This is a genomic window from Peribacillus sp. QJM3NY_7 (assembly GCF_056173225.1).
In genome coordinates, this window is record NZ_CM149663.1 from 3521910 (window position 1) to 3544236 (window position 22327).

Annotated in this window: 23 protein-coding genes and 1 pseudogene; 6 read left to right on the forward strand and 18 right to left on the reverse strand. The window is 42.5% G+C overall.

The annotated features are described in order from the left end of the window. Positions 1–11 precede the first annotated feature (11 nt). On the reverse strand, positions 12–449 hold the full coding sequence (locus AC0VX1_RS16820; RefSeq protein ID WP_475468018.1) for a MarR family winged helix-turn-helix transcriptional regulator: 438 nt from the start codon (positions 447–449) through the stop codon (positions 12–14). Positions 450–592: 143 nt separating this feature from the next. Continuing rightward, on the reverse strand, positions 593–853 hold the full coding sequence (locus tag AC0VX1_RS16825; protein ID WP_063575712.1) for a YqkE family protein: 261 nt from the start codon (positions 851–853) through the stop codon (positions 593–595). Between the two features lie 130 nt (positions 854–983). On the opposite strand from AC0VX1_RS16825, the gene AC0VX1_RS16830 reads away from it, so the two are divergent. After that, entirely contained in the window at positions 984–1886 is a 903-nt protein-coding gene (locus AC0VX1_RS16830; protein ID WP_475468020.1) for an alpha/beta hydrolase, read from the forward strand. A 42-nt stretch (positions 1887–1928) separates the two neighbouring features. Here AC0VX1_RS16830 and AC0VX1_RS16835 read toward each other — a convergent pair whose 3' ends face one another. The 3 genes from AC0VX1_RS16835 to AC0VX1_RS16845 form a co-directional block, all read right to left on the reverse strand. Further along, positions 1929–2252 carry an iron-sulfur cluster biosynthesis family protein gene (locus AC0VX1_RS16835; RefSeq protein ID WP_413010510.1) on the reverse strand — a complete coding sequence of 108 codons (324 nt, stop codon included), beginning with the start codon at positions 2250–2252 and terminating at the stop codon, positions 1929–1931. Positions 2253–2466: 214 nt separating this feature from the next. Beyond that, positions 2467–2799 (reverse strand): YolD-like family protein, encoded by a 333-nt coding sequence (locus tag AC0VX1_RS16840; RefSeq protein WP_034308183.1) that lies wholly within the window; start codon positions 2797–2799, stop codon positions 2467–2469. Between the two features lie 27 nt (positions 2800–2826). Then, positions 2827–4086: a Y-family DNA polymerase gene (locus tag AC0VX1_RS16845; RefSeq protein WP_057278767.1), complete on the reverse strand. Its 1260-nt coding sequence runs from the start codon at positions 4084–4086 to the stop codon at positions 2827–2829. 414 nt (positions 4087–4500) lie between these two features. Between AC0VX1_RS16845 and AC0VX1_RS16850 the strand changes: the two genes are divergently transcribed. Then, the gene (locus AC0VX1_RS16850) at positions 4501–5160 is read left to right on the forward strand and encodes a C40 family peptidase (RefSeq protein ID WP_053535646.1); all 660 of its coding nucleotides are present in this window, start codon (positions 4501–4503) and stop codon (positions 5158–5160) included. A 46-nt stretch (positions 5161–5206) separates the two neighbouring features. Here the strand turns inward: AC0VX1_RS16850 and AC0VX1_RS16855 are convergent, their stop codons facing one another. The 3 genes from AC0VX1_RS16855 to AC0VX1_RS16865 all read right to left on the reverse strand — a co-directional run bounded on the left by AC0VX1_RS16855 (position 5207) and on the right by AC0VX1_RS16865 (position 7666). After that, positions 5207–5734 carry a hypothetical protein gene (locus tag AC0VX1_RS16855; RefSeq protein WP_413010509.1) on the reverse strand — a complete coding sequence of 176 codons (528 nt, stop codon included), beginning with the start codon at positions 5732–5734 and terminating at the stop codon, positions 5207–5209. Between the two features lie 149 nt (positions 5735–5883). Further along, positions 5884–6675 carry an SDR family NAD(P)-dependent oxidoreductase gene (locus AC0VX1_RS16860; RefSeq protein ID WP_106026862.1) on the reverse strand — a complete coding sequence of 264 codons (792 nt, stop codon included), beginning with the start codon at positions 6673–6675 and terminating at the stop codon, positions 5884–5886. Between the two features lie 22 nt (positions 6676–6697). Continuing rightward, positions 6698–7666: an MBL fold metallo-hydrolase gene (locus tag AC0VX1_RS16865; RefSeq protein WP_328135598.1), complete on the reverse strand. Its 969-nt coding sequence runs from the start codon at positions 7664–7666 to the stop codon at positions 6698–6700. A 460-nt stretch (positions 7667–8126) separates the two neighbouring features. Here AC0VX1_RS16865 and proC point away from each other — a divergent pair, with 460 nt between their 5' ends. Beyond that, positions 8127–9248, forward strand: coding sequence for a pyrroline-5-carboxylate reductase (gene proC / locus AC0VX1_RS16870; RefSeq protein WP_475468026.1), 1122 nt, complete (start codon positions 8127–8129; stop codon positions 9246–9248). Between the two features lie 108 nt (positions 9249–9356). Here the strand turns inward: proC and AC0VX1_RS16875 are convergent. Then, positions 9357–9787 (reverse strand): annotated as a pseudogene (locus AC0VX1_RS16875) (VOC family protein). Between the two features lie 271 nt (positions 9788–10058). On the opposite strand from AC0VX1_RS16875, the gene AC0VX1_RS16880 reads away from it, so the two are divergent. Next, on the forward strand, positions 10059–10610 hold the full coding sequence (locus AC0VX1_RS16880; RefSeq protein ID WP_413010506.1) for a MerR family transcriptional regulator: 552 nt from the start codon (positions 10059–10061) through the stop codon (positions 10608–10610). 157 nt (positions 10611–10767) lie between these two features. Here AC0VX1_RS16880 and AC0VX1_RS16885 read toward each other — a convergent pair whose 3' ends face one another. From AC0VX1_RS16885 to rnz, 5 genes are all read right to left on the reverse strand, one after another. Further along, the gene (locus AC0VX1_RS16885; RefSeq protein WP_475468028.1) at positions 10768–11562 is read right to left on the reverse strand and encodes an ABC transporter ATP-binding protein; all 795 of its coding nucleotides are present in this window, start codon (positions 11560–11562) and stop codon (positions 10768–10770) included. Next, a complete protein-coding gene (locus AC0VX1_RS16890; protein WP_475468030.1) occupies positions 11537–12568 on the reverse strand; it encodes an ABC transporter permease in 1032 nt (343 codons plus the stop codon). The genes AC0VX1_RS16885 and AC0VX1_RS16890 overlap by 26 nt, the downstream gene beginning before the upstream one ends. Before the next feature lie 32 nt (positions 12569–12600). Continuing rightward, on the reverse strand, positions 12601–13596 hold the full coding sequence (locus AC0VX1_RS16895; protein WP_053535655.1) for an ABC transporter substrate-binding protein: 996 nt from the start codon (positions 13594–13596) through the stop codon (positions 12601–12603). Positions 13597–13803: 207 nt separating this feature from the next. After that, entirely contained in the window at positions 13804–14622 is an 819-nt protein-coding gene (locus AC0VX1_RS16900; protein WP_057278773.1) for a squalene/phytoene synthase family protein, read from the reverse strand. Between the two features lie 63 nt (positions 14623–14685). Continuing rightward, on the reverse strand, positions 14686–15627 hold the full coding sequence (gene rnz / locus AC0VX1_RS16905) for a ribonuclease Z (RefSeq protein WP_413022835.1): 942 nt from the start codon (positions 15625–15627) through the stop codon (positions 14686–14688). Between the two features lie 229 nt (positions 15628–15856). Here rnz and zwf point away from each other — a divergent pair, with 229 nt between their 5' ends. Beyond that, the gene (zwf, locus tag AC0VX1_RS16910; RefSeq protein ID WP_413010503.1) at positions 15857–17353 is read left to right on the forward strand and encodes a glucose-6-phosphate dehydrogenase; all 1497 of its coding nucleotides are present in this window, start codon (positions 15857–15859) and stop codon (positions 17351–17353) included. Positions 17354–17395: 42 nt separating this feature from the next. Here the strand turns inward: zwf and AC0VX1_RS16915 are convergent, their stop codons facing one another. Then, a complete protein-coding gene (locus AC0VX1_RS16915) occupies positions 17396–17557 on the reverse strand; it encodes a hypothetical protein (RefSeq protein ID WP_268937243.1) in 162 nt (53 codons plus the stop codon). Positions 17558–17853: 296 nt separating this feature from the next. Between AC0VX1_RS16915 and AC0VX1_RS16920 the strand changes: the two genes are divergently transcribed. Beyond that, on the forward strand, positions 17854–18027 hold the full coding sequence (locus AC0VX1_RS16920; RefSeq protein WP_034308217.1) for a hypothetical protein: 174 nt from the start codon (positions 17854–17856) through the stop codon (positions 18025–18027). Positions 18028–18116: 89 nt separating this feature from the next. On the opposite strand, the gene gndA is transcribed toward AC0VX1_RS16920, so the two are convergent. The 3 genes from gndA to AC0VX1_RS16935 all read right to left on the reverse strand — a co-directional run bounded on the left by gndA (position 18117) and on the right by AC0VX1_RS16935 (position 22140). After that, positions 18117–19529 (reverse strand): NADP-dependent phosphogluconate dehydrogenase, encoded by a 1413-nt coding sequence (gene gndA / locus AC0VX1_RS16925; RefSeq protein ID WP_475468033.1) that lies wholly within the window; start codon positions 19527–19529, stop codon positions 18117–18119. Positions 19530–19570: 41 nt separating this feature from the next. Further along, positions 19571–20845: a DNA polymerase IV gene (locus tag AC0VX1_RS16930; protein ID WP_413004202.1), complete on the reverse strand. Its 1275-nt coding sequence runs from the start codon at positions 20843–20845 to the stop codon at positions 19571–19573. A gap of 173 nt (positions 20846–21018) precedes the next feature. Beyond that, positions 21019–22140: a tripeptidase T gene (locus tag AC0VX1_RS16935; RefSeq protein WP_048678525.1), complete on the reverse strand. Its 1122-nt coding sequence runs from the start codon at positions 22138–22140 to the stop codon at positions 21019–21021. Positions 22141–22327 lie beyond the last annotated feature (187 nt).

Consider the following 22327-nt stretch of genomic DNA (forward strand, 5'->3'; position numbering starts at 1 on the left):
TCTTTTCTTTGCTAAAATTGCTGTAAAGTTTTCAATAGTTGGAGCAGTGAAGCTTTTAAATCCTCGACCACCTTCTTATCCTCACCCGACATTGCCGAAATGCGATTGGGAATGAAACAGGCCTCTGCCTGTAAACCAAGTCCCTTTTCCGTCAGCTTAATCATGACAGACCGTTCATCTTCAGTGGAACGTTCACGGACAATCAAGCCATTCTGCTCCATTCGTTTCAACATGGGGGTAAGCGTTCCTGAGTCGAGGGCAAGGAGCTCCCCAAGTTTTTTTACTGTAAGTGTATCCTGTTCCCATAATAGAAGCAGAACAAGATATTGAGGATATGTCACTTCAAGTTTATCAAGCAACGGTTTATATTTCTTCGTCATTTCCCGCGAACTTGCATAAAGCAGGAAACATAATTGGTCTTCCAGCACTTTTTCTATTTTATTTTGCATCCCATCACCAGCTAATAGTAGTCCATCCGATATGAAAGCATATCGAACTTATCTTTAATATAATCGTTATACTTTATAAAATAAAGGAATTCCTGAACAGAAAAAGGGAGCCAGCCCTTTTAAAATTTTAACTGCTCCCTGTTCTATTTATAGTTCTTCCAGTTCAGATTGCTTTCACCCAATAGTTCTTCGAATGATTTATTCTTTTCCCGCTGCTTTCTTTCTTCACGTTTTTTTTCTTCTTCCGCTTCCCTTTTCTCTTGTTCAGCCTCATTAAGTTCTTTTTGCTTTTGACGAAGCTGGGACATGATATCTTGATTGATCATATCACCGAGTTTCAATGAAGATGAATCTTTATCTTGGTTTTTGCTTTGACTTTGTTTTCGCGGCTGTTTCTTTTTCATCCTTAAAACCTCCTGGCCATTTATGAAATAATTATATCACGACTGCCGTTTTCCTCATCATGGTTTTCAAACAGTGTTTTCCCATTTCCCTCATGGTAAAATAAAGAAAATCATTCGAGGAGGTCCTTTCATGAAGAAATGGTGGTTTACACTGGCTGGAATCCTAGCGTATATCATCGGCGTCGGCCTTTATTTTTCCAATCGGATCATGTATATGAAAAAGAAGGAAGATGATTTTATCCAAAGTCGTGAAATCATGGCTAAACGCCTGATCACGGAGGATTTTGATAATCTGCCTAAATCGGAAATTTGGGTATCGTCACCATCCGGATATTCCTTGAAATGCTTGTTTATCGAACCCCATGACACCAAAAAGTGGGTGGTCATTTCTCATGGTGTGACGGAGAACAAAGTCAATTCGATTAAGTACATGAACATTTTTCTTAAGCGGGGCTTCAATGCGATCATTTATGACCACCGCCGGCATGGGGATTCCGGTGGCAAGACGAGCAGTTATGGACATTATGAAAAATTCGACCTGAAGGCCGTAATCGATGAATTGAAAAGACGTAAAGGGCCCGACCTTCATATTGGCATTCATGGAGAATCCATGGGGGCCGTAACCCTGCTTTTATATGCCGGGATGCTTGAAGATGGTGCTGATTTTTACATTGCCGACTGTCCATTTTCAAACTTCGAGGATCAGATCAAACACAGGCTCAAGCATGAAGTCCCATTTCCTTCTTGGACCGTATTTCCGCTCGGGCGTACGTTCATCAAACTCCGTGACGGATATTGGACCAATGAAGTGTCCCCAATCGATTATATGAAAAATATCCGAAAACCCGTGCTGTTCATCCATAGTGAAAATGACAGTTTCATTCCCGCTTCCATGACAGCGGAATTATATGCAGCAAAAGAGGGCCCAAAACAGCTGTACATCGCTAAAAAAGGGGCCCACGCTCAATCTTATAATGAAAATCCAAAAGAATACGAAGATCAAATCGATCAGTTTCTAAAAAAACTTGTCTGAAAAGAAAAGAGAGGGTGTCTACGATCCCCTCTTTTGCTTTAGTTAGATTTTATTAAAAAAGCTCATCCTCGGATTTAAGATTTGATTCGGACTTTTTAATTGAAAGCTGTTCGCTTCCGGAACAAAGTCTATTTTCATGACTTCATCAAGAAATATCATTTTTGATTTCTCAACATATAGCGGAATTCCGTTCGTTTCCACTTTTTCGGTACCTTCTTCAGGTTCGTTGACCCACCATAGCGCCGTCACACCACTTACCACGCAGCCGCAGCCATCAGTATCATATTTCAACTGTAAATATCCTTTTTGTCCCTGTACCTTACCGGCTATTTTCCCAGCCGCTGTTTCCGTCCATTCAATATACATGATTGTTGCCTCCCGATGTCTTTGCATTCCCCCATTATAAACGATAAAAACGTTTCTGTTAAAGAAACTGCCTCCTTTACAAGCGTCAGCCGACACGAAAATCACTTTCTTCATTGACGGTGCTAACAAATGCCGATTCTCATACTCCTCCGTGATACCTTTCATCACGATGCCGTTTGAAAGGCTGTCCCTTGGGGAACAGCCCTTCCGCTCATCATTCCATTATCCTTACATCCGCTATATCGGAAAGCCTGATATAGTGAGCCTGCTCAAACCGGTCAACGATATGAAGCTTTTGGGTGAGCTCATTATAATAATGGATCCTGCCGATTAACAGCTGATACCGGTTTCCTTCATAATGAGCAATCGTGACATCCTTTCTTTCCTCCATCGCTTCCCCCATTACCGCATTCATTTCTTCCAGTTGCTGTTCATCCAGGATGCGCTTCGTTTCATAGCCATCCTCCACCGCCCAATCACGGAGCATCTTCACATGTTCCGGCAACATCATCGATGTCCATTTGATACGGCCGCGATCACGAATCATTTCTTTTCCCTCCTTTCAAAGTCAGCCTTACGCCTTATGCCCACCAAGCAGCTTGCTTCGGTATACGGCTGTACCTGCTTCTGTATACGAAACGGCACGCAATAACGATTTGGCTCCATATTTGTGGCGGATTCGATCAACCGTGTAACTCAATTCCCGCTTCTTCCAGCGCGAAGCATCAAATAGAGTCAGCTGCATTTCATTATCATCCACAATATTCGAGAGTCTGACCTCTATGCTTCGAACCGTTTTTTGCTTATAGTTCTCATGGAAAAGCTCCAGGCAAACTTTATATAACTCCATCGTGATGTTGGTCGGTTCGTTAATCGAACGCGAACGATGGAAACCTCCGCCAAACTCATCCTTGCTGTAACCAATGCCTAGGCTCACCGTTCTTCCTGCCTTACGATGGGTGCGTGCCCTTCTTCCAACTTCTTCGCAAATTTCCAGCATGACCTGCTTTACCTCATGCTCATCCTTATAATCCCGCAGCAGGATTTGACTTTTGCCGAAGCTGACCTGCCCTTCGATGATCGCTGCCCCCATATCGGATAAATCTATTCCCCAGGCATGGTGGTAAAGCTGATTGCCCATAATTCCAAACTTCGCTTCAAGTAATTCAAGATCATAATTGGCAAGCTGCCCAACCGTAAATATCCCCATTCCATGAAGGGTTTTTTCTACGCGCCTGCCGATCCCCCACATTTCACGAAGCGGGGAAATCGGCCAAAGTTTGCTTGGCACATCCTCATACTTCCATTCCGCAATACCTTTATGTTTGGCTTCCAAATCAAGGCAAAGTTTTGCCATGAGCATATTCGGTCCAATTCCAATGGCACAGGGGAGCTGTAATTCCCGTTCAATTTCATCTTTTATCTTTTCAGCTATCATGCGGGCATCTCCCCATAAAGAAGCAGCACCATCGACTTTCACAAAACTTTCGTCCACACTATATACGTGAATCGCTTCTTTTGGCACATAACGGTTGAACAAGCGGGTGATTTCCGTCGAAACCCTTAAATAAGTCGCCATTTTAGGTTCAACGACGACAATCCTCGGGTCATTCGGGATCTCAAACATCCGCGAACCTGTCTTGATGCCAAATTCCTTCTTCATCTTTGGAGAAGCCGCGAGCACAATGCTCCCTGTCCTCTCCAAATCACCAACCACCGCCAAATAACAATCAAGCGGGTCCAGACCAAGCATGACCGCTGAACAGCTTGCATAAAAACTTTTCATATCGATACACATAATTGATTGTTTCGGCATCGTCCCATAATCCATCATTTCTTCACCCTAACAAGAATATACGTTCGCTTTATTATATTCATAACTTTAACCGAATATACGTTCTTATTCAATGGAAGTTTTCATACAAATTTCTACTTTTTATTGTAATTTCCTTGAAAAATATAATGGATACTAAAAATGGATAAAATACCAAATTTAAACTGAGTATCCAGATTGTTTTTTTGAAAAAGATTAATTGGTAGCTTGAATAATTTTAAGTAGGTCCATATGCTCGATTTTTTAAAATCCCTCCATCCTTTTCAACAGACTTTCGTCTACTTGGAAGCCAGTCTTAATGCTCATTTTTTGTAATGAAACTGTAACCAAAATTATGTCTATTTGTCATAATGGTATTGTAGGATAATATTGTTAAGAAATAATAGAGAGATAGATAGAGAGGAAATGAAAATTATGAAGAAATGGATCGCTTCAGCTGCTGTTGCATCTGCCATGATGCTAACCCCACTGCAAGCCTTTGCCAATATTGGAGACCAAACCCTCAGACCCGGAATGACACATAGTGATGTCAAACAACTACAACAACTATTAAAAACCAAAGGTTATTTCACATATTCAGGTTCACTGACTACATATTACGGCACCTATTCTGTATCAGCAGTAAAAAAATTCCAAAAAGCCAAAGGGTTGACTGCCGACGGAATTGCCGGCCGTAACACATTTAATGCGCTTGGTGTTTATAAAGTCAATAATACTAGCTTGATCAGCTATGCAAAAACCTTAATAGGCAAACCCTACAAATGGGGCGGAACAACACCAACTGGATTTGACTGCTCAGGCTTCGTCTATTACGTATTCCAGAAATCCCAAGGAATTACCTTACCGCGTACAACATCCTTGCTCTATTCCAATACGGGTTTAAAAGTATCTTCACCAGCTAAGGGTGATCTTGTATTCTTTGATACTTCTTCTGGAAGAACAGGAGTATCCCATGTTGGGATCTATATCGGAAATGGCCAATTCATTAGTGCTACGTCTTCTAAAGGAATAACCATCACGGATATGGATAATTCTTATTGGAAACCAAAATATTTAGGTGCGAAAACTTTATAAAATAAAACAGCCGGACAGAATTTCAAAGTGATTCAGTCCGGTTGTTTTATTTTATATATAATATTTCATCCGTTACATCCTCAACAGTCACAATGAATGAAGAATCCAAGTTGGAACGATTCATCATTTCGATATTATAAACATGCTCTGAGGGTAAATGGACGACTTCGAGAACCATGAATCGCTGACTTTCCGCTTTGCTGACATGATCGAGAGCAGCAATGACCGCCCTTTGTTCGGCTAAGCTGTTTTCATCCGTCAAAACCAGAATCAATTCCGCTTCCGCTTTCCCAGGAAATGATTTCTTCACCCCGCCCCGGTGCCATGGTTTCCCTTTCATCCCGATTTCCAGTTCGGAATAATCAAGGTCATTACCATGTTGATCTTGAATATATGTATCATTGGTCACCTTATAGTACGTCCCTTTAATCAAAATCCTCTTATCGTCAAGATCCGTAATGAAACCTTCTTCCCCTTTATCAATGGATTCATCCATGTTCCAATCGGGGGATTGACAGCTGCCCAGTATAAAGGCGACGAATAAATATATATAAAGGTTTACAATCATCTTCATGAAAATCCCTCCTAATAGAAATAGACGGATTCCCCATGAAATAGTTACCCATTCATATGATAACTTCGCTTAATTCAAAAGGGGAATGTCATCGACATTCCCCTTTACCTATTATTGGACCAATTTTCACCTGGAATCGAAAGACTAGCCTACTTTTTAAAAAATGCTTTTTTTCCTAAAGTTTCGGTGATCTTCGGAAACATGTTATACCATTTCCCAGCTAAATTCATCCAGCCAGGGAGATTGATTTCCCTCTTGTTGGTCAGCATCGCCGCTACGATTTTAGCAGCGACATCTCCAGGCTTAAGCATGAATTTTTCAACGTTCTTTAAGTATGTACCTGATTCATCCGCAATGTTAAAGAAATTCGTTTCTATAGGGCCAGGATTGACTGTGGTCACAAAAACATGATCTTCCATCACTTCGAGCCGAAGTGCGTTTGAATAGCCAAGAACTGCGAACTTGGTAGAAGAGTACAATGTTGATTTAGGAGTGGCGATTTTACCGGCCTGTGAAGCGATATTGATGATATGCCCGGATTTTCTCTGCTTCATATACGGCAGAACCAGCTTTGTGCAGGCCATTAAGCCAATGACGTTGACAGCAAACATTGCTTTCGTTTCATTTAATTCCGTATCCTGCGCTTCTTTAAACGTGCCGAAACCAGCATTGTTGACCAACACATCCACTTCACCTATTTGCTCATGGATGTCATTAAAAACATTCGTCACCTGATCAGTGTCTGCAACATCAAGCTTATAGGCATATGCATCAATCCCATATTGGGCGATCAGTTCATTCTTTAGCAGCAGTAATTTATCCATGCTTCTGGCCAAGAGGACGAGACGGCCTCCCTGTTTTGCACTTTGAATGGCAACTTCCTTGCCAATCCCTCCGGAAGCACCGGTAATAACAATAACTTTACCTTGTAACTTATTCAAAAAAAGCGGCCTCCTTCGAACATTAAGCGATTGAATACAGAATGACCCCTGATTGGATTTCTGTTTGGACTTCACCCAAGTCTTCTAAATAGTCCAGCTGACCGACCGTTTCCGAAAGTGTCAGGCCCACTTCCTGAAGGTATACTTTCGGAAACAACTGCTGACACACTTCAAAGACAGATAAAGGCTTATCTTGAAGCATGCTTTTCACCTGCATGGCACGGTTATGCTGCCGATCGAATCTATATTGAATCAAGTCTGCAACTGCATCTCCTGCCACTTCAGATCCATGTCCTGAGTAAACAGTGGATATGGGGAAATCCAATAATTTTTGAAGTGATGCATTATATTGCAGTAACGGACGAGGCCTCATGCCTCCAGGGAGTAAAGGTGGTTCCATTAATGGGTTAGGTGAAATCTTGGCAAGCAAGTGATCGCCAGCGATCATGACCCCGTCACTTTCCCGGTAAAAAGATAAATGGCTTTGCGCATGCCCTGGAGTCTCGATCACTTTCCAGCCTGGAAGACCAGGGAGCTCATCCCCCTCAGCTAAATATCCATGCAGCTTCCGTTCACTAAGGAAACGGATTTCGTCGCGGTTATGGATCAGTTTATTTTTCAGCTCTTCTGCCACTCCGAACTTTGAGGCATAATCAAGGAAAAAACGATTATGGGTTTCAAGGAATTCATCACTGATAGTCAGCCAGCGCTGATTATTTTTGTGTCCATAAACCGGGATATCCTTTTCAAAGAAATCGAGTGCACCAGCATGATCGGGATGATGATGGGTTAAAATGATTTGTTCGATATCAGTCAGTTTCAGACCTAAATCCCCAAGACCGTTAGTCAAGGCTTCCTTTGAACGTTTGGTTTTCACACCAGTATCGATTAATGTTAAAGCATCCCCTTTAACGACATAAACATTCACATCACCCACTGCAAACGGCGTGGGCAAAGCAATTTTCGCAATATCTCCATTCCAATTCGCCATAATCTTTTCCACCTTAGAAAATTATATTTATATAAATCTTTCTATACGCTAAACAGGATTCTAAGTATAGCTATCATGTATAATTAACATTTTACATGTATTTTAAATCACTGTCATTATTTTCACATAATTCATGTCTACTTTTTATCGTCCATGCATATATTATCATTGACAGAGTACTGATATATCCTTCATAATCACAAGTAATTAAAGACGGCGTGGCATTGATTAAGGCCAAGTAAATTTATGATGGCGTAAAGAGAGTGAAGCTCGGAATGTGCTGAAAGGCTTCATCGCCCCCTCATTATTGAACCTACCTTATGAGCCTTCAGGAAAACCTGACGTAATTCCCGCGTTAGAGGAATCAAGTGCAGCTTTTCTGTATTTATTATGGAAAAGTTGAACAAAGGTGGTACCACGGAAGCTAGACCTTTCGTCCTTTATTGGATGAGGGGTCTTTTTGTTTTTCATAAAGGCTCTTTTCGTTAAGATTGTTGTTTTTAAACGAAACTATTTAAGGTTGATTGGAGCGGAAGTGCGAGACTCCTGCGGGAGCAGCGGGACAGGTGAGACCCCACAGGCGTTTACGCCGAGGGGGCTCACCGCCCGCCCCGCGGAAAGCGAGCATCTGGAAGGGAAATCAACCACAACTCACTACCTGGTAAATAGCAACAAAGTATGTGAAAACAGCCTTCATAAAATGGCCGAAAATTCAAAAGAAAAAGGAGCGGGAAATATGAAAAAAATCGCGTTTATCGGAGCTGGATCGATGGCAGAAGCAATCATTTCGGGGCTGGTGACCCAACAGGTAATTGAACCAGAAAATATTTTTGTAACAAATAAATCAAATGATGATCGGTTCGTTTATTTAAAGGACCAATATGGTGTAACTGCAACACGATCACTGCAGTTATTAGTACAGGATGCGGACCTTGTCGTACTGGCGGTGAAACCGAAAGATATTTTAGAAACGATGCAATCAATAAAAGAATACATTCGTGAAGAAATGCTGTTCATTTCCGTTGTTGCCGGGGTTCATACAACAAGCTTGGAAGGAATCGCCAACAAGCGGTTTTCGATCGTCCGTGCCATGCCTAATACATCGGCAGCTGTAGGAAAATCAGCAACGGCCCTTGCGGCTAACTGTCATACGGAAGACTCGCAATTACAAACGGCGATTACCCTTTTTGAAACGGTGGGTACGGTGGCAGTGGTCGAAGAATCCCAGCTAGATGCGGTAACAGGCTTATCAGGCAGCGGTCCTGCTTATATTTATTACTTGGTCGAGGCATTGGAAAAATCAGCGGAAAAAATAGGGCTCGATTCCGAAACCGCTAAGCAATTGATTCTCCAGACATTGATGGGCGCAGCCGACATGTTACAGAAATCACCTAAAACGCCTGCCGTACTAAGAAAGGAAGTAACTTCACCAGGAGGAACGACTGAAGCAGGTCTGAAAGCACTACAAGCACACCAAGTGGAAGATGCATTCATTGCCTGTGTACAAGAAGCGACAGAGCAATCGAAGCGAATGGGCAATCAAATAAGTAAAGAACTGGCCAAATATGTAGTTTCGCAGTAAGCCTCATGATGATCGGCTGTTGCCTGGCCACTCCTGCAGCAGTGGCAGGCAACAGCCCTTTTTATGATCCATACGCCTTATAAAGGGGTAAATCTTCTGAAGTGAGCGTTACTTTATAATCAGCATATCATTTTCATCGAAACTCCAGTCCTTCGAATAAGCAACCTCCCAACAGTAACCATCGGGATCTGAAAAATATCCGCTGTATCCTCCCCAAAAAACATGCTGAGGTGATTTCTCGATTGTTCCCCCAGCATTTTCAGCCCTGTTGATCATTTCATCCACTTCTTCAATTGATTTAGCATTATAAGCGAGTGTAAGACCCGGGAAACCATTTTTCTTAGGCGGTTCCATCTCATTAATGTCTTTTGCTAGCTCCTCTAAAGGATACAAAGCAAGTTTCGTACCGGCATTATAAAAAAAACGATTGCGGGATCGTCCTCTTTAATCAATGTACGGAATCCCAACCCGTCCCGGTAAAACCTTAATGATTGAGTAATATCCCTGACACCTAAAGTTATAATGTTGATCCTGTTCATGCTAGTCCTCCTTTTCCATGTTTTAAGGGTAAATTCGACATCTGGATCACTTTTCCCTTTTTAGCTTGATTGACCAGCACCCACACCATAGCAAATGCTTCTTAAAGACCACTTTGCAAAAAACAGCTCAACGGGGAATTCCACCTTGGATTGCCCCTCATGCAAATTACGTAGGAATTCCACTTTCTTTGCCGAATGAATACATGTTTTGTCATCTGTAAAGGAATTCCCCCATACTTATCGAATTCAACAAGCAAAAGGGGGAATCTCGATGAATACAAGCGCAGTTGCCCGGTTACTGAATGTTTCCCATAGTACGATTCAACGCTGGGTCACCCAATTGAACATGGAAGTAGAACGGAATCAGCTTGGCCACTACCAGTTTTCGGATGAAGACATTGCATTATTGAGAACAATCCAAGATCAGCTGAACGAGGGCATCATTCTCCAAAAGGTCAGCATCTCAGAGAAAAAGATTAGAAAAGCAACCCTCCAAAAACACTCCGAACCGAATAAAGAACATGATCAACTGCTTGAACGGGTCATCAGGCTGGAAAATGGCCTGAAAACAAAAGCGGACGATGTTGTATCCTATCAGCTTTTACAGCACAGAAGTGAAATGGAAGAAATGCACAAACTCGTTAAAAAGCTTGAAGCCCGTATCGAAGCGTTAGAAACACCAACGGGCCAGCACTTTGATTATTTCCTCGCGGCTGAAGAGGCTGCTGCCACTAAAAAGACGAAGAAAAGGCCATTTATAAAAATGATTTTCGGAAACAGAAAGAATGATAGTTCATCATGGAGCACAGCCGACAGCGATTGACATCTATTATCAAGATCTTTCATGAGCACCCCACGAATAACCATTTTTGTTAGGCAAAGCATCTCTTCAAAAATAGGACCCGATCTTATTAATTACCCCAAAATAAAAAGGCCCTGACCCAAGATTAAACTCACCTGGGTCGGGCCTTTTCATCATTTTAAATCAACACTGCACGGTCATTGATCATTTTTTCGCCTTTGATGCGTTGGAATTCGTTAAGCAGTTTTTCGACGGTTAACTTCTGCTTTGCAGCGCCTCTGGCTTCAAAAATGATCTGTCCCTTATCCATCATGATCAGGGAATTTCCAAGATCGATTGCCTGCTGCATATTATGAGTCACCATCAACGTCGTTAATTGGTTCTTTTCGACGATTTCCTTTGTCAGGTTTGTAACAAGTTCTGCCCGCGAAGGATCAAGCGCTGCAGTATGTTCATCAAGAAGCAGGATTTTAGGATCGGTGAAGGTCGCCATCAGCAATGATAGTGCCTGACGCTCCCCTCCTGACAATAATCCCACTTTTGCAGTCATCCGATTTTCCAAGCCTAAATGAAGGGTGCCCAAACATTCTTTAAAAAGGTCTTTCCGTTTTTTTGTCACCCCAAAGCCTAAACCTCTTCTATTGGTTCTGCCATAAGCAATTGCCATATTTTCTTCAATCGTCATATGCGGTGCCGTACCCAGCATGGGATCCTGAAAAACGCGTCCAATCATTTTTGCACGGGCATGTTCTTCAATGGCCGATACGTTTTCACCATCGATGATGACTTCACCGGCATCAGGGAGAATCTTACCGGAAATCATATTCATCAAAGTCGATTTACCTGCTCCATTACTACCGATGACTGTTACAAATTCACCTTTTGTCATCTGCAGTTCCAGATTTCCAAGGGCTAGCTTTTCATCTGGTGTTCCCTCATTGAACACTTTATAAATCTGATTTAACCGAAGCATATTCTCCCCTCCCTTTCGGTAAAGTGCCATCATGACGCATCTGTATTTCTTTAAGCCGCCTTTTCTTCCGGGTTTTTTCCTTTTGTTTATCGGAAATTTTTGGAATAACAAGTGCCCCGACCACAATAAGTGCCGTAATTAATTTAACATCTCCCGTTTCAAGGAATTCAACGCGAAGTGCCAAGGTTACGACGATCCGGTAAATGATCGCCCCTCCAATGACAGCCAGCGTAGCACGTGCAATCGTTTTTGCCCCGAATAGAGCTTCACCGATTATGACGGATGCCAATCCGATGACAATGATTCCAATCCCCATGCCTATATCGCTAAAACCGTTATATTGGGCAACCAGGGACCCCGAAAAAGCCACAAGTGCATTTCCGATTGCAAGTCCTAAGATCTTCATGTTGCCGGTATGGGCGGAAAAACTTTTGACCATTGCTTCATTATCACCAGTCGCCCGTAAGGCAAGACCAATTTCCGTTTTTAAAAACGCTGACATTCCCGCTTGGATGACTACAGCCACAACCAGCATAACGATTAATATGGCCCACGTTTTTGGCAGGCTGTCACCGAGACCCACGAATGATAAAAGACCATTCAACAAATTGTCCAGCCCAGTGCCAGCCCAGGCATCCTGGATATTCGTGATAATGGTTGTTTGGGAAAGCAACGGAATGTTGGATGCACCCATGATCCGCAAATTGATCGAATAGAGCGCAATCATCATTAAGATACCTGCCAAGAGAGGATTGATTTTCCCTTTTGTATGAAGGAACCCCGTTATCGTCCCAGCGATGAACCCTGCCACCATGGCACACAACGTGGCTACGATCGGCGAGTAACCGTTAACGATCATAATCGCGGCAACAGAGGCCCCTGTCACAAAACTGCCTTCCACAGTCATATCCGGGAAATCGAGAATCCTGAATGTTAAATAGACACCAAGTGCCATGATTGCATAAATCATTCCCGACTCAAAAGAGTTGAATAAGGCTGAGAACATGTTTTTCTTCCTTCCCCGAACAAAAGCAGAGTTTATTTTACAAACTCAGCATCTGCTTTCCATTCTTCTTTTATTTCAACACCCATATCTTTTGCTGCTTTTTCATTGATGACCAATTTCAGTTTTTGTGGATATTGAACCGGGATATCTCCAGGTTTTTTACCATCCTTCAGGATTTCAACCGCTTTTTGCCCCGCTTCATAACCAATATCATAGTAACTGAAGCCATATGCTGCAAAACCGCCAGCATTCACGGAATCAAGCTCGCCGACAAATAAGGGGATATCTTGATCATTTGCCACGGAAATGACCGATTCCAGTGCAGAGACAACTGTATTATCAGTAATGATATAGAAAGCATCCGCTTTTCCGATTAATGATTCCGTTGCCTGTTTAACATCCGCTGAAGTCGAGACGGACGCTTCCACGACTTTCAATCCAGCTTTTTTCGCTTCCGCCTTAACATTCTTTATTTGGACGACTGAATTTTGCTCTCCTGTGTTATAAACCGTTCCAATCGTTTTGGCGCCAAGCTCTTCCGCTAGAAATTTCATTGACTTGGCAATGGCTTCAGGATGGGAATCCGTCGTACCCGTCACATTTCCGCCTGGTTTTTCCAAAGAAGTGACAAGCTCCCCCGCTACAGGATCGGTAACCGATGTAAAGACGATCGGAATATCCTTGGTCGCATTTAAAGCACTTAGAGCACTAGGAGTCGAATTCGCAAATATCAGATCCACTTTATCCCCAACGAAGTTATTGGCAATCGTTTGGCTGTTGTTTTGGTCACCCTGAGCAATTTGAAGATCATATTTAGCATTGATGTCACTATCCTTCAATGCCGCCTGGAAGCCTTCATATGCTTGATCCAAGGAATCATGCTGAACGATTTGTGTTACCCCAATGTTAAAGGTATCCTTTCCGCTTTCATCCTTTGCCGCATCTTTTTCCTTTTCATTTCCACACCCAGCCAATAATAAACCTGCGACCAATGTCATGGCTGCAGTTGAATATAATTTCTTTTTCATATTTTCCCCCCGCTTTTTCCTTATTTAAAATAATGTTTTTCTAACGACGCCAGCTTTTTTCGCTTTTATTTCCTAAATTATAATCGTTTAGTCCCAATTATTCCAATATATTTTTTAACTTTTTAGAATTTTTTGAGTTCTGCATGTAAAACATGAAAAAAGCTGCTGTGAAAGGTATGGTAACTTTCACAGCAGCTTTTTGAAAAATCAATGTTCGACAACCTGGCTGACAATTTCGGTAACGGTAGCCCGATCAATTTTTTCTTTACCTTCTTTTAGGGCTTTCAATGTAGCTTTTGCCAATTCCAAAGGTATTTTACAGAATTGGATGATGTCCTTCGTTTCAATCTCTTCAATGTACGCATCGGCTAATGCAAGATTACGCTCCGTATGGGCAAGCATCTCGTCGAAACCCCAGCCATCCGGATAAAAGTTCACACCACGTTCTGCATCTTCCTCGCGGTTACGCAGGATATTGACCGTTTGGAGTCCACGGCCAAATGCGATGGCAAGTTCACGGTCCGTTTCGGTTCCATCGTACCAGTTCCACATATCAGACAGCATGACCCCGACTAAACCTGCAACATAATAAGTGTAATCATCGAGTTCCTCTTCATTATGGATTTGCCAGTCCTTAATAACCCATTTTGCCATGCCTTCGGCCATTTCCTTTGTTGACTCCAAGACTTTATCTTTTGCACCGGGTGGACAAAATTCAACCCAGTCCGAAAGAAACAGGGTCACCTCGGGCAGTTCATCCTTATATGGTTCAAATAACTTTTGTAGATTCTCTTCCTTGAAATCCGCATCCGGCAGCTCACTAAGGGCCTGTAACAAAGAAACCTTACTATCTGCAGGAAGACTTGGGTGGTCCTCGATCTCATCGATGGCGCGCATGCAAAGGTATGCAGCTCCAATACCCTCTTGCAATCCCTTTGGGAGATAACTGATTGGAATGAAAAAAGTCCGGCTTGTTTTTAGGAGAAAATCCATTGCTTTAGTATGTAGGTCACTTTTGTCAGTCATATTTACACTCCTTTAAATATCCAATGAACAATTGATTAATTATATCAAACATTGGCTTTGATTTCAGCTGTCCGATTCCTCTGAATACAAAGGAACTTTAATCGCCATCAGATCTTCACCCATGATCGTATTTGCAAAGATTGATTTGCTTTCCTCTTTTAGCCTCCCAGCATCCTCTGGAGTATACCGTGAGCTGATATGCGTAAGGATTAGATGCTTAGCTCCCGCTTTCAAGGCCGTTTCTGCAGCCTGAACGGTGGTCGAATGATAATAGGCTGATGCCATTTCAGCTTCTTCCGCTGAAAATGTAGCTTCATGAACAAGGTAATCCGCCGATTCAGCAAGAATGAGCGCATTGCTGCACATTCTTGTATCACCAAGAATCGTGATGATCCGGCCTTTTTTCGGAGTACTGATATAGTCCTTCCCATTTATGACACGGCCATCATCGAGACAGACCGTTTGTCCATTTTTCAATGCTTTAAAAAGAGGCCCCGGCTTCACACCTTCGGAACGCAGCCGGTCGACCAGCAGGCTACCCGGACGATCTTTTTCCACAATCCGATAACCGATGCTGTAAATGCCATGGTCAAGCGACTTGGCCGTCACTGTGAATTGTTCGTCCTCAAACACTGTGCCTTCTTCTATTTCGATGATTTCCAAGGGATATTTTAAATGAGTCCCACTCACCTGTAAGCTCGTCTTAATGAATGAATCTATGCCTTGTGGACCATATACGGTCAATTTATCCACTCCGCCCTGAAAAGATCTGCTGCTTAAAAAACCAGGCAGTCCGAAGATGTGGTCACCATGTAAATGGGTGATGAAGATCTTTTCAACCTTTCGCGGTTTGACCGCCGTTTTTAATATTTGATGCTGTGTTGCTTCCCCACAATCGAATAACCAAATAGTCCCTCGTTCTTCCAATAATTGAAGGGCGATTGATGTCACATTCCGCGCTTTGGCCGGAACGCCAGCGCCTGTACCCAATAAAACGAAATCCACTCATACTACCTCCGTTGCAAATACTTTATGCCTTAACTATAGCATAACCAAGGTGCTCTTTCATTTATGACCCATTAAAACCGAAACCAAATTAAACTTTTAATGAAATCTGAGAAAAAATGCGCAAATTGATTGCTTTGAGGGAAAGCTAAACGTAAAATTAGAAATTGGTACACATACGGGAATTCCAACTTTATAGACAGATTTAACGGAAAGTTGAGGTTTTAACATGACAGAAAACAATAAACCCACAGCATTGATCATGATTTTTGGTGCTACCGGAGATTTAGCGAAAAGGAAATTATTTCCTTCCATATATCGACTATTTCAAAAAGAGAAAATCAATAAGTTCGCGGTCGTCGGTGTGGCAAGGAGGCCATTGACGAACGAGGAGTTCCAAACAAGTGTCAAGGACTCGATTCTTACGTTCGGACATGCGGAAGAAAAGGTCGATGAATTCATTTCCCATTTCCATTATCACTCCCATGACGTCTCAAGTTCGGAATCATACTTGCAATTAAAAGACATTGCCGAACAATTAGACGGACAATATCAATTAGAAGGAAACAGGATCTTCTATTTGGCGATGGCACCTGAGTTTTTCGGAACGATTGCCGAACAGATTAAAGCTCAAGGCCTGAGTGACACGGATGGATATAAACGCCTGGTCATCGAGAAGCCATTTGGACACAGTTTTGAAACAGCACAACAATTGAATGAGCAGATTCGGACTGCATTCGCTGAAGATGAAATTTACCGCATCGATCATTATTTAGGTAAAGAAATGGTACAAAATATCGAGGTAATCCGTTTTTCCAATGCCCTTTTCGAGCCGCTATGGAATAACAGATATATATCCAATATCCAGGTTACTTCAAGCGAAACACTCGGCGTTGAAGAACGCGGGCGTTATTATGAAACCAGCGGTGCCCTAAGGGATATGGTCCAAAACCACCTGCTGCAAATGGTGGCCCTGCTTGCAATGGAACCCCCGATCGCTTTGACGACTGAAGAGATTCGAAGCGAAAAAGTACGGGCATTGCGTTCACTTCGACCAATGAAGGTCGACGAAGTCAACCAATACTTCGTTCGTGGCCAGTATGGTGAAGGAACGATAGACGGTCAAATGCTTCCGGCCTACCGAAATGAACATAATGTAAATCCCGAATCCAACACAGAGACCTATGTTGCGGGTAAATTGATGATTGATAATTTCCGTTGGGCCGGTGTTCCTTTTTATATCCGTACCGGTAAGAGAATGGATGTCAAATCAACGAATATCGTTGTTCAATTCAAAGATATTCCAATGAATCTGTATTATAAAACGGAAGAAACGCTGAATCCGAATCTTCTCGTCATCAATATCCAGCCTGACGAGGGTATCACATTGTACTTAAATGTCAAAAAATCCGGGACGACATCCAATACAAAGCCAATGAAGCTGACCGTCTCGAACAAAGGGATCGAACACATCAATTCTCCCGAGGCATATGAAAAGCTATTGTTTGACAGCATGCGCGGGGATGCTACAAACTTTACGCACTGGGACGAGGTTGCCCTCTCATGGAAGTTCGTCGATACCATTTCCAATGCATGGGAAAATACTAAAGAAGAGTCTTTCCCTAACTATGAAGCGGGATCAACAGGTCCACTTGCATCCGATGAACTCCTGGCGGAAGATGGACATATTTGGTGGCAAGTCAAGAAAAACGAAAATAATAATTGAAATGAAAAAGGGATGCAGATTTGAATCTGCATCCCTTCTTCTTCATGAAACACTCTTCCTCAGCAATTTATTCCGGATAATATGAAACATTTGCTTGGACTTGGACATTTCTTCCCCTTTTTCTGAATTGAGCCAAAATGAAACACCGGATTCTAAGGCAATGAAAAATAAAAAAATGGCTACAGCCCACCAGATGATGAACATAAAGTCCTCCGCTCCTTCTCTCTCTTTCTGCCTACTGTATTCTACGGCCCGCCCATCTCTTTCAATGTTTATATTCCTTTTTCCACAGGTGTTTAAACCTAAAAAAAGCAAGGATGAATGTCATACATCATACTATGTTTTCCCTAAAAAAGGTAAATTAATTGGAACTATTTACAACTAGTTCGTTTTTACCATTTTTACCCTTATCTATAAAGAATGGTAAGCCTTTGCTGAGGATACACTAAAAAAGGTGCTTAGTGACAGTACCGCTAACTTCGATGTGGAGGGATTAAACGATGGACATTCGTGAAGGGTTAATTCCAACAGCGTTGGGCACAGCCGTGACAGCTGCGGGTTATGCAATGAAGCAGACCCGGGGTTCAAACAAAATGGTAGCTAATACGGTTTTTGGTTTCGGTTTGGCACATGTTGTATTAGGGGTCATTGATCTTGTAGAGCATCGGAGATAGTAATAAAAGGGGGCGCCAAGCGCCCCCTTTTTACATGAAACAAAAAAGCCGGCTTAAAGGGGATCTCCTTTAAGCCTGGCTTGAACTTTTTATTTTTCCATCCATTCGGTATGGAACGTTCCTTCTTTATCAATGCGTTGGTAAGTATGAGCTCCAAAATAGTCACGCTGAGCTTGAATCAGGTTGGCTGGCAGTGTTTCTGTACGATAGCTGTCGAAATAGGCAAGTGCCGATGACAAGCAAGGAACCGGGATTCCGTTCATCACAGCCGTTGATACTACTTCACGTAAAGCTCCTTGATAGCTTTCGACGATCCCTTGGAAGTAAGGATCTAGAAGAAGATTGTTCAAGTTCGCTTCACGATCGTACGCTTCCTTGATTTTTTGGAGGAATTGTGCTCGAATGATACAGCCGCCACGGAAAATCATCGCGATTTCCCCATATTGCAAGTTCCAGCCATTTTCTTCTGATGCTGCTTTCATTTGTGCAAATCCTTGTGCATATGAACAGATTTTGCTCATATAAAGTGCTTTTCGGATACTTTCAATCAAAGCCTTTTTGTCGCCTGTAAATGAATCGGTTTTTGGACCGCGAAGGATTTTACTCGCTTCGACACGCTCGTCCTTGATTGCTGAAATAAACCGGGCAAACACGGATTCCGTAATGATTGGAAGCGGAACACCAAGATCAAGCGCACTTTGACTTGTCCATTTACCTGTACCTTTTTGGCCAGCTTTATCTAAAATGACATCGACCATCGGCTTGCCGGTTTCTTCATCATATTTTTTGAAAATATCAGCAGTAATTTCAATTAAATAGCTATCAAGTTCCCCTTCATTCCATTCAGTAAAGACTTCATGGAATTCTTCAGCAGATAGTCCAAGGAGATTTTTCAGAAGGAAATAAGATTCGGAAATCAATTGCATGTCCCCGTATTCAATACCATTATGTACCATTTTAACATAATGACCTGCCCCATCCGGTCCGATATACGTGCAGCAAGCATCACCATCGACCTTAGCTGAAATATCCTTCAAAATCGGTGCAACAAGTTCATATGCTTCTTTTTGACCTCCAGGCATGATGGAAGGACCTGTTAGAGCTCCTTCTTCCCCACCTGACACGCCAGTACCGATGAAATGGATGCCAAGCTTGCTTAACTCCTCATTGCGGCGCTGAGTGTCCTTGAAGAAGGTATTCCCTCCATCAATAACGATATCACCTTTTTCAAGCAACGGTTTTAAATGCTCGATTGTTGCATCCGTTGCAGCTCCGGCTTTAACCATCAATAAAATTTTGCGTGGTGTTTCCAAAGAATTGACGAATTCTTCAAGCGTATAAGCGGCTGTTACGTTTTTGCCTTCCGCTTCCTTCATCATCTCGTCCGTTTTTGATCCTGAGCGATTATATACGGAAATTGAATATCCCCTGCTTTCAATATTAAATGCAAGGTTCTTGCCCATTACGGCTAGTCCGATAACGCCAATCTGCTGTTTTGTCATGATTCATCTTCCCTTCTCTCTATCTTTACACAGCTTGTACGCTATTCTTTGTCAAAAGAAGGATCATTCCTCCTGGATTGCTCAAAGAAATCTTTGCTGAAGCTAGTGTCTGTTCCTATTGAACGTTTTTTCAAGGGTAATCCCTTTTTAATAATATTTTCTCCGTACTTATTTTGCAAGTGTTCCATCGCATCATACAGAGGTTCTTTTTCTGCATCCTCTTGAAAGGAGAAAATATCCAGTTGCTTGAAGGCCGACTCTTTTTCGATGACATCATAGGCTGTGACACCAAGAAGCCTGATTCCTTCCCCATTCCAATTTTTCATGAAGAGATCGATAGCTTCATCCAAAATATCCTTTTTTTCAAAAACTGGATTAGGAACCGTCCTGCTTCTCGTAATTGTCCGGCGGTCTTTGTAACGGATCGTAACACCTATTTTTTGACCAAGGAGGCGTTTATTTCTCAAGCGGACGGCAACTTTCCCGGAAAGCTTTTCCAATACACCGATCAATTCTTTTTGATTGGCGGAGTCATGCGGAAGAGTTGTCGAGTTCCCGATGCTCTTATGCTCAAAAATCGCTTCGGGATCCACTACCCTTGGGTCAATTCCATTAGCCCTATCTTTCAAACGGATGCCATTGATCCCAAGAAGCTGTTTAAGTTGTCTATCATTGGCGTGTGCAAGGTCCCTGATCGTCATGATCCCGATAGCTTGAAGCTTTTCCGATGTCTTATCCCCGATGCCATGCATTTCGCCCACTTGTAAAGGCCAGAGCTTTTCCGGAATGTCCCGTTTCCTTAACACGGTGATCCCCATAGGTTTCTTCATATCAGAAGCCGTTTTGGCCAAAAATTTATTAGGGGCAATCCCGATACTGCAAGGGAGATCCATCGTATTAAAAATTCTTTCCTGAATGCTATTGGCTATATCTAAAGGCGAACCCAATTCGGCGCATTCACTGATATCCAGATACCCCTCATCAATCGAAACCGGTTCAACCATCTCTGTATATTGCCTCAAAACATCGAAAATAGCCAGTGATGCCTTTCGATAGCGCTCGAAATTCGGTTTCTGAATGACTAATTGAGGACATAATTTTTTCGCCTGCCAAATCGGCATGGTCGTTTTAACCCCGAACTTCCTCGCCTCATAGCTGCAGGTGACGATTATGCCCCTTCTCTCTTCAACATTGCCTGCAATGGCAAGCGGTTTGCCTTTCAATGAAACATCATATGACATTTCCACTGAAGCATAGAAACTATTCATGTCTACATGGAGAATGACCCTGCCATTTTTGGGATACATGTCCTTCATGTTTGACCGTCACATCCTTGTAAAAATAAAAAACATTTCTATTAAAGTATCCCTATTTATCTTTGGTAACCACGCTGAAAGATGCTTCCACTCCAAGAAAAACAGCCATCATATCATTGATGACTGTACATATATCCTTCAATACTTTGAACATCTTGACCTATTATGGGTGATTATTCCCCTGAAACTTCTTTGATGATGGTGATGACCATTTCAGCTAGTTTCGTTAATTCCTCAACTGGAATTCTTTCATTCGTAGTATGGATATCTTCATAGCCCACTGCGAGATTGACAGTAGGGATGCCAAAGCCTGCAATGACATTTGCATCGCTTCCACCGCCGCTTTTAACCAGCTCGCATGGACGGCCGATTTTCTCTGCTGCCTTTCTTGCGATTTCGACAACATGGTCACCAGCACCATATTTAAAACCAGGATACATGACGGTAACTTCAACTTCAGCACGTCCGCCCATTTCAATGGCTGCAGTCTCGAAAGCCTCTTTCATTTTCGCTACCTGTATTTCCATTTTTTCAGGGATCAAGGATCTTGCTTCTGCAAGGATTTCAACATGGTCACAAACAATATTGGTTTGCTGTCCCCCCTGGAAACGTCCGATATTGGCTGTCGTTTCTTCGTCGATTCTGCCTAATGGCATTCTAGAGATTGCTTTGGCTGCGATCGTAATGGCCGAAACGCCTTTCTCTGGAGCGACACCAGCGTGAGCAGTCTTGCCTAAAATGGTTGCGGACACTTTCGCCTGAGTAGGTGCAGCAACAACCACATTGCCCACTTTTCCATCACTATCAAGCGCAAAACCGAATTTAGCCGTTACAAGGGAGCGATCCAATGCCTTTGCCCCTACCAAGCCAGATTCTTCACCGACTGTAATGATGAATTCAATTGTACCATGTTCGATATTCTGTTCTTTCAACACTTTAAGCGTTTCTAACATGACTGCCAATCCAGCTTTGTCATCCGCCCCTAATATGGTCGTTCCGTCTGACACTATGTATCCATCTTTGATGGAAGGCTTGATTCCATTACCCGGTACAACCGTATCCATATGGGAGGTGAAATAAATGGTATCTACGCCTTCTTTCGTTCCTTTTAAAGTACATACTAAATTCCCTGCACCATGACCGGTGACTGCTGTTGTATCATCTTCAAAAACTTCTACACCCAGTGCCCCGAATTTTTCTTTCAGCACTTTGGCGATGGCTGCTTCATTTTTCGTTTCGGAATCGATCTGCACCAATTCCATAAATTCATTAACTAAACGTTCTTCATTAATCATAAAATAAAACCTCCAAAAAAGTTTTCCTCTTCAATTATACTTCTAAAAGCGGCGCCCCGGCAAATAATGTGGCATGCTGGTCCTAAGACCATTTTAAAAAGTGAATGATGACTTATTTCAAAATGGTATCTTCCCCCGTATGGAAAAGAGCCCAAAACAGATCGTTAGGGCTCCTTGCAAAGATTGA